A 6,141-nucleotide genomic window follows, 5' to 3' on the forward strand; every position below is an offset into this window, starting at 1 on the left:
GCTGCGCCTTCGCAATACTTCGGCTGTGATTTGACGCTCGGATCGCCGCAATCGAAAAGTCGCGATCTGCGGCAAGACAGGTTTCGTTAATTCCCGGTGACTCAGCGTTTTGACACGCTCTGGGCCAAAACCGGACCTTAGCCGGGCTTTCCTAGATCGGCCACAATGCCGCATGGTTGAAGAATCTTGTGCAAAGCCTCGCTTATCGACGGAAGGTAAGGACTCAACGTCTAAAAGACTCGGGGAAACAATGAGCAAACGAATCGCAGTTTTGATGTTCGGTTTTAGCGTTGTACTGGCTGGATTCATCGCGGTCGGCGCCCATTTCCGGCTCAACGCGGAGCAGTGGGCTGCATGGATACAAGCGATAGGAAGTGTCGGCGCGATCTTGGCGTCGGTCGCTCTCGTTCAGTATCAGCGCAGAAAAGAAGTCCAGCTTGCTGCAGAAAAAGAGCGCCTCACCTTTCAACGGAAACTGAATGCAATGAGAGCCCTCTTTATGGAGGTGGCACAGCGCTGTCAAGCTGCTGCGGCCAAGGTGCATAGGGACCATGTTACTTGGGAACTAGAGCAAGCCCATTTGCAGGAAGCGCGGGCGTTGCTAACTGGGCTGCCCGTCTTCGACATACCGGACGCAGGACTCGTCATGAGAATCGCGACCATTTCCACTCAGTTGCAAGCAGCAGCGACGGTGGCACAAGCGATGACCTCGCCTAGGCCAGAGCCAGTTCGAGACAAGGTTGCATCTATCCTAATGTCCCCGCACGATCAGTGCTTGGAAGCGATTGTCGAAGTAACTAACCTGCTGGTGAAATGTTGTACGGAGGAAGAGCTTGAATCGGCCATGCAGACGTTTGATCGATTGGAAGAGAATATGCGGAGGGCGAGAGACGTAATGACATCGCTGCGGCAGAAATCTCAGAATGGATCATCAGATCCAGTCGCTGAAGGTCCGCTCTCGGTCAAGCCGAACGTCTCTTGAGGGTCGACCTCAGCCGATCGCACCGCGCAGGCGATGTTGCGGGAGCGCGAAGGCCGCCGATGCGCTATCGTTAAAAATGCAACTCTCGATGCCGCATTGGGCAGCAGGTAATTGCCGCGGCGGGCAGCGGACGAGGTGGGAAACAGGTGCGAGAATCGGGGTTCAAGGGTGGATTTCCACACCGGCATCAACGGAATACGAAATGGACGACCTATACGACCTTCAGCGCTTTGTCGACGCTCAAGACCCAGTGTATGCACAGGCATGCGATGAATTGAGGAATGGACGTAAGCGAAGCCACTGGATGTGGTTCGTGTTTCCGCAAATCCAGGGCCTTGGGTCAAGCGCGATGGCGCAGCGGTTCGCTATCTCGTCGTTGGCCGAGGCTGAAGCCTATCTGCGCCACCCGTTACTCGGCCCACGGCTGCGCGAATCGACGCGACTGGTCAACCTCGTCGAAGAGCGTTCCATCGAGGCAATTTTCGGATATCCGGATTACCTGAAGTTTCGATCGTCGATCAGCCTGTTCGCGCGCGCCACGAGCGACAACGAGGTATTTGTGGAAGCTCTGCGCAAGTATTTCGGCGGTGAAGCCGATCCGCAAACGTTGCAGTTGCTCTAGGCCGTTTTTGCGCTGCGCCTGCGCGCGCGGCGGAGCGGACTTCGGAATTTCAGTGTCGGTACTGTGGGGCGTCAATTCCCGCTCGCATTGGCTACGGGGGACCGGTAGAGCAGCAGATGATCGGTGCCGGATTCGGACAACCAGACTTCGCTCGGGCGGCCCATCATCTCACGTACATTCGCGTGCGGGCGCGGCAGCGGAAACACGTCGAACCGCTCGGCACGCGGGTCAAAGCGCACCAGCGCGTTGGCGCTCCATTCACTGAGCCAGACGATATCCTGGTTGTCTACAAAAATGGCGTACGCGTGCGGATCGTTGCCGGGCAAATGCCATTCGCGCCACTGATGCGTCGCGGGATCGAATACGCCGACTTTTCCTGCGTTCCACTCGCTGATCCAGACTCGCCCCTTCGAATCGGACCATGCGCGGCGCGCGCCCTGATTCGACGTTGGCGGCTCGATGACCTGCGCAGCACCACTCCCGGGATCAATGCGGCCGAGATAACTCCCCGCCAGCGACGCGAAATACAGGCTACCGTCCGGGGTCACGCAGATGCCGTAGGGCCCAGGCCCGCGCGGCGCATCGAAGACTCGGATGCGGGCGTGCTGCGGATCCAGTTCGCCATAGATGCCGCTTTGCCCCGTAAACCAGAGATGCCCTTGCTTGTCGAATACGGCGGTGTTCAGATTGGCGTTCGGCCGGTCCTTCGGCAGCGGAAAACGCGTGACGGCGAGCGTCTCCGGATCGATGCGCACAATCGCGTTCTGGCCGCCGTCAGTCACCCACGCCCCGCGATCGGGACCCACGATCACGCCGTGCGGCGCCGATCCGGCGCCGAGCGGAATCTTGTCGATCCTGCCGCTACGCGGGTCCAGCCGTCCGACCGCGCCCTGCGCCTGCGCGGTGTACCACACGGCGCCGTCCGGCGCCGGTGCGACGTCATGCGGCGCACTGCCGGTCGGGACGGCGAAGGTCTCGAACGACGGCGGCTGCGCCTGCGCCGAGCCGATGGTGAGCGCAGCGCTCGCCAAGGCCGACGCAAACCACGGTGCCGGCCCCGCTTCGAGGATCTTGTTCACCGTTGCCACAACCCGTTTCCTCGCGATCGCCAACATGTTCGCCTCCGTGTCACGGGATGAGTTTCAAAGGGCGCTGACGGCTTTTTATTGTTGCACTTATCTGTAGCCGTCGCTGCGTCGACTCATTCGCCACGCCGGCCCCGGTGGCAATTTAAGTTCACGGTGGAGAAGATCAATATTGAAGGGAGGATCATGTCGATGGCCGTGGCTCAAATCGCGGCCGAACCCGGTTGTCCAAGCTCGTGTGGATGGGTTCCCATTTCTCGAGTGGGACCTTAACGAAGGGGTGGCCGAGAGGCGGCTGCGACTGTCAATCATGAGGTCGTGTTCGGCCAATTTCGGCCATTCGCCCAACCGCCGCTCGGACGCTCAGATGTCGGCTCCGCCCACCAAACGGCCATTCCGCTTAAGCCGCCGCCGAGACGGGTCCGCAGAAATCTCCCTGCTATTTGTGCGTAATTCGCCTCACCGTACTGGTAACCAGGTCTACGTAGAAAAGGTCCCCGTTCGGACCAGCTTTCAAATCCACCGGCCCTCCCTGCAGACCCTTCGCAAATGTCTGAGGCGTGTTATTTGGAGGCTGCATTGTCCAGATGCATTTCCGGAGAAGATCGCCAAAGTACAGAGCGCTCTTAAACGGAACAGGATACGTACTGGCGCCGTCAGTGAACCCGATGGCGGAGATCACACTACCGTTCTGATCCGGGCCCCCGCCGGACGGCTTAGCGCCGCAGCTCCTTCCTCTGCTGTCCTCCGCTGTAACGTAACTCTGGTGAGCGTACGCAAAGAACGGTGCAGTGACACTCTCACTGCTAATGCTCCCACAGTAGTAGGGAGTGCGCAGGGCCTGATACGCCGTCTGAGGAGCCGGAAGGGAGTTGTTACTGGGGGTCCATCCTTCGAAGCACGGCCAGCCAAAGTTCTGCCCGGCGCCGCTGATATGATCAATAGCCTCCCAGGTCTCCCAACCCACATTTCCGACATACAGCTCATCGGGGGTACTGGTAGTGCCAGGCATAAGGGCGAAGCGGAAAGGATTGCGGAAGCCCTTTGCGACAACGGTAGCGCTTTGGCTTGTCGTGCCTGGATCCGTAATCTTGAGAATAAGGCCATCGCTGTAAGGTGAGACGCCCTGACTGCGAAACGCCCCTTGGGGCAGATTTGTACCATCGCCGCAAGCGTTATCTAACTGCCCGTAATCAACCTGGTCGAAGCTTGCGCCGTCGCCAGCACTGACATAGAGTGATTTGTTATCGTTTCCGAAGGCTAAGCCCCCGATACTGTGAGACGTGTAGTAAAAACACCACGTCTGGTTGGTGGACCCGGCGAGGGGCAGGATCTTCCTTTCCGGCTGCCCGCCCGTCAAAAGCGAAAGTTGGCCGCGGGTGAGAACGTTTCCGCTACACGCTCCTGTAGGAGGAGGCGTCGTGTACAGCACGTAGACATTGCCATCGTTCTGAGGATCGACTGCAAGTCCGAGAAGCCCCCGGTCGGCATCATTGCAGACTTCATTGCCAAGGTCGGCAAATAACGTACAGGTAGTAGGGGTCAACAAATCACAATTCCAAACCTTGCCCCCTTTTTCGGCGACGAAAACCATAGTTTTGTTTCCGTTAAAACTTATCGCGGTCGGCTGATTGAGACAGCCACTGTACAAAATCTGCTCGGTAAATCCCTTTGGAAGTATCGGCTGCGGCCTGGTCGTGGAAATGGCTTGGCATCTAACCGACTGCGCAGCCACAACAACAGCGGCATTGGGTACAGCAGCGGCCTCGGGAAAAACCGCGTGCGCCGCATTGGTCAAAAACGATAACGTCAGCAACAGTGCCAGCGCGGCGATCACGCGGTTTTGGCTTAACCATTTTTCCATATAGCGCGACACTTTATCCTCCTGCACGAATCGAACCGCGAGACACCGTCTCGCACCACGGGTGAATCGCTTAAGCGTGAATCGTTGGTTTTGACGTCGCAGATCATTTAATACTAGGCCGTGCGCCCGCGGGCAGCGGACAAAAGACTATCACCGCTCGCCAGGGTAAGTAAGCTGAATGGGAGGAGGAGCGGCAGCCGGCACGCGCTTCCTGCCAAAAACGCTGGATGCCCGAACCTGGTTTGGCGGTTGCGAGGAAACGAACGCCTGCACTTGACTCATTGCTTCATCACAGCGCTTTATTTACCTAGATGTGCGGCAGTGCGACCGTCCCGAACCAAACCGGAAGCTGCCGTTGAGCAGAGCAATGTTCGAACGGCACAAATGGGTCGATCAGCGCCATTCGAAAAGCGCACCTCGCAGACGCCCGGCGTGCGTAGTTTCCTTTTCCTTGGACGCCCCTCTTTACACGCGGATCCGCTCCACCTCGTCCAGACTGATCTCGTCGTGTCGCCAGTCATACAGCTGCGTGGTGCGCGTCGACGCGTGATTCGCCATTGCCGCAGCGTTCTCGAGCGAGCCGCCGTTTTTGAGATACGCGGTGATGCCGGTCGCGCGGAATGTATGGTTGCCGATGGCCGTGCCGATGGCCGTGCCGATGCCGGCGGCGATCGCGCGACGGCGCACCATCGCGTAGGCGTTCGCCTGCGGCAGCGGCGTGTCGCTGAGCTGCCCTGTGCCGCGCCGGATCGTGCGGAACAGTGGCCCCTTCAGATCGTCAGCGATACCGCTGCCGTCGAGATACGCATGCAGGTACGCCTCGAGTGTGTCGTCGACGCGCATCGTCAGCGCCGCGCCGATCCGCGCGAACGAAAACACCATTAACGCGATCAGCGCACGGTCCCGCAGGCCGATCGGCGTGGTCACATCGATGCGGTCCAGCAGCTGGCGCGCCTCAGCCGCATCGAGCACCGGGGTTTTGCCCTTTTTCGTGGTGTGACTGGGACCGCGCACCGACGCGGCCGGGTTGCGGCACGATCTGGCCGGTGACGAGCCAGTCGAACAGGTGACGGATCGCCGCGAGCCGCTGCTTGACGGTCGGCGCGGCGTGGGTCTGCGTCTGCCGCTCGATCCACGCAGCGACGTGCAGCGGCTGCACCTCAGTAATGGACGTCACGCTGGCGCCAGCGCACCACGCGAGAAAATCCCCCGCCGCGCGCGCATACGCGCGGCGCGTGTGCGGGTTGCGGATCGCCGAAGCGAAGAACTCCAGAAAGCGGATACCGGCCCGGTCGCCTGCCGCCGTGACACGTTCGATGCTGCTTTCAGGATCATTTCTCCGGACACCGCGACCGTGGACCGCACGCCGCGTCACGGCCAATGGCGCCCCATTGCGCATTATGGTCGTCGACGACAACGAAAATGCGGCCCTTGCGCTGGCAACCTACCTGTCGCTAGACGATATCGAAGCGCGGGCGGTTTTCGGCGGAGTGGAGGCGGTTCACGCGGGGCGGGAGTGGATGCCTCATGTAGTTTTGATGGATATTTCCATGCCGCACTGCAACAGTTTGCAGGCGGCCAAGGCGCT

At 59.8% G+C, this 6,141-nt stretch carries 5 protein-coding genes and 1 pseudogene; 3 read left to right on the forward strand and 3 right to left on the reverse strand.

The annotated features are described in order from the left end of the window. Positions 1 to 250: 250 nt before the first annotated feature. Positions 251 to 982, forward strand: coding sequence for a hypothetical protein (locus tag QOC89_RS10385; protein WP_323044933.1), 732 nt, complete (start codon positions 251 to 253; stop codon positions 980 to 982). A 202-nt stretch (positions 983 to 1,184) separates the two neighbouring features. Continuing rightward, positions 1,185 to 1,604, forward strand: coding sequence for a DUF1810 domain-containing protein (locus QOC89_RS10390; RefSeq protein WP_323044934.1), 420 nt, complete (start codon positions 1,185 to 1,187; stop codon positions 1,602 to 1,604). A gap of 71 nt (positions 1,605 to 1,675) precedes the next feature. On the opposite strand, the gene QOC89_RS10395 is transcribed toward QOC89_RS10390, so the two are convergent. The 3 genes and pseudogenes from QOC89_RS10395 to QOC89_RS10405 form a co-directional block, all read right to left on the reverse strand. Then, positions 1,676 to 2,719: a lyase gene (locus QOC89_RS10395; protein WP_323044935.1), complete on the reverse strand. Its 1,044-nt coding sequence runs from the start codon at positions 2,717 to 2,719 to the stop codon at positions 1,676 to 1,678. A gap of 409 nt (positions 2,720 to 3,128) precedes the next feature. Next, positions 3,129 to 4,565, reverse strand: a complete 1,437-nt coding sequence (locus tag QOC89_RS10400; RefSeq protein ID WP_323044936.1) for a PQQ-dependent sugar dehydrogenase — start codon at positions 4,563 to 4,565, stop codon at positions 3,129 to 3,131. 453 nt (positions 4,566 to 5,018) lie between these two features. Then, positions 5,019 to 5,871 (reverse strand): annotated as a pseudogene (locus tag QOC89_RS10405) (site-specific integrase). Between the two features lie 82 nt (positions 5,872 to 5,953). Between QOC89_RS10405 and QOC89_RS10410 the strand changes: the two are divergent. Next, positions 5,954 to 6,141: response regulator (locus QOC89_RS10410; protein ID WP_323044937.1), on the forward strand; the 188-nt coding region annotated here is incomplete at its 3' end.

It is taken from the genome of Paraburkholderia sp. (genome assembly GCF_034668105.1).
In the GTDB taxonomy this organism is placed as follows: domain Bacteria; phylum Pseudomonadota; class Gammaproteobacteria; order Burkholderiales; family Burkholderiaceae; genus Paraburkholderia.